Consider the following 799-nt stretch of genomic DNA (forward strand, 5'->3'; position numbering starts at 1 on the left):
ATTTAGTAGAGTTTTTGGTTTTAAATCTGAATTATTTAGTCTTTCACTCAATGAAACTTGATTTGTTGAGTTTAGGTTTGTTTTAGCTGGTTCTTGTGAAGTTCCATACGCCCTGTTCAGCAACGCTGTTTTTTCTTTCATTATTTTGATAAGGTTATTTTTATCTTCTTTAGTAATCAAAATCTCATCAACTAAATTGCGTTGAGAGAGTTTATCAAGGCTACTGTTAACAATAAATTCGGCCATCATAGATAGCGTTTCCGGGTCTACCTTTTTGTTCGCTTTAAGTCCCAATGCTGCGTTCATTGCATCAGATAACAATATCATGTTTTCAGTCTGCACTTGATCTATAGTCTTCCCATTTATTTTAGTGTCTGTCTTATTTTCTTGTAATTTTTTGGGTTGCTGTTTCAGGCTTTCGCTGATCATATCTCGAAGTGTTTTTTCATCTTCTCTTCTCATGCCAAGAGCTTCAGGAACTTTTTTCCTATAATTTGGATCAAGTACACTATTCTCAATGGTAACGGCTATTTCATGTAAAACCTTTGGAGCTGTAAATTGACTATTTGAAAGTTGATAATCGTCTTTTATTATTTTAACCACTAGGGGTACTGCCTTATCATTTATTGCATTACTTTGGAATATATTCCGAAGTTTGTCTCTATCTGATTTTGACATAGGAAGCGTACTTATAAGCTCTTGTTTCTGGTCTATATTAAGGTCTAAATCCACCACTTCATTTGCTATTGTATGTAGTTTTTCTGGAGCTGTCGGTTGATTCTTTGAAAGTTGATAATGT

Annotated in this window: 1 pseudogene; it reads right to left on the bottom strand. The window is 33.8% G+C overall.

Annotation, left to right across the window (positions count from 1 at the left end):
* Positions 1 to 799: pseudogene (locus AB3H93_RS14135) on the bottom strand (hypothetical protein); the annotation flags it as partial.

The organism is Enterococcus sp. C74 (genome assembly GCF_040887125.1).
Classification (GTDB): Bacteria; Bacillota; Bacilli; order Lactobacillales; family Enterococcaceae; genus Enterococcus_B; species Enterococcus_B hirae.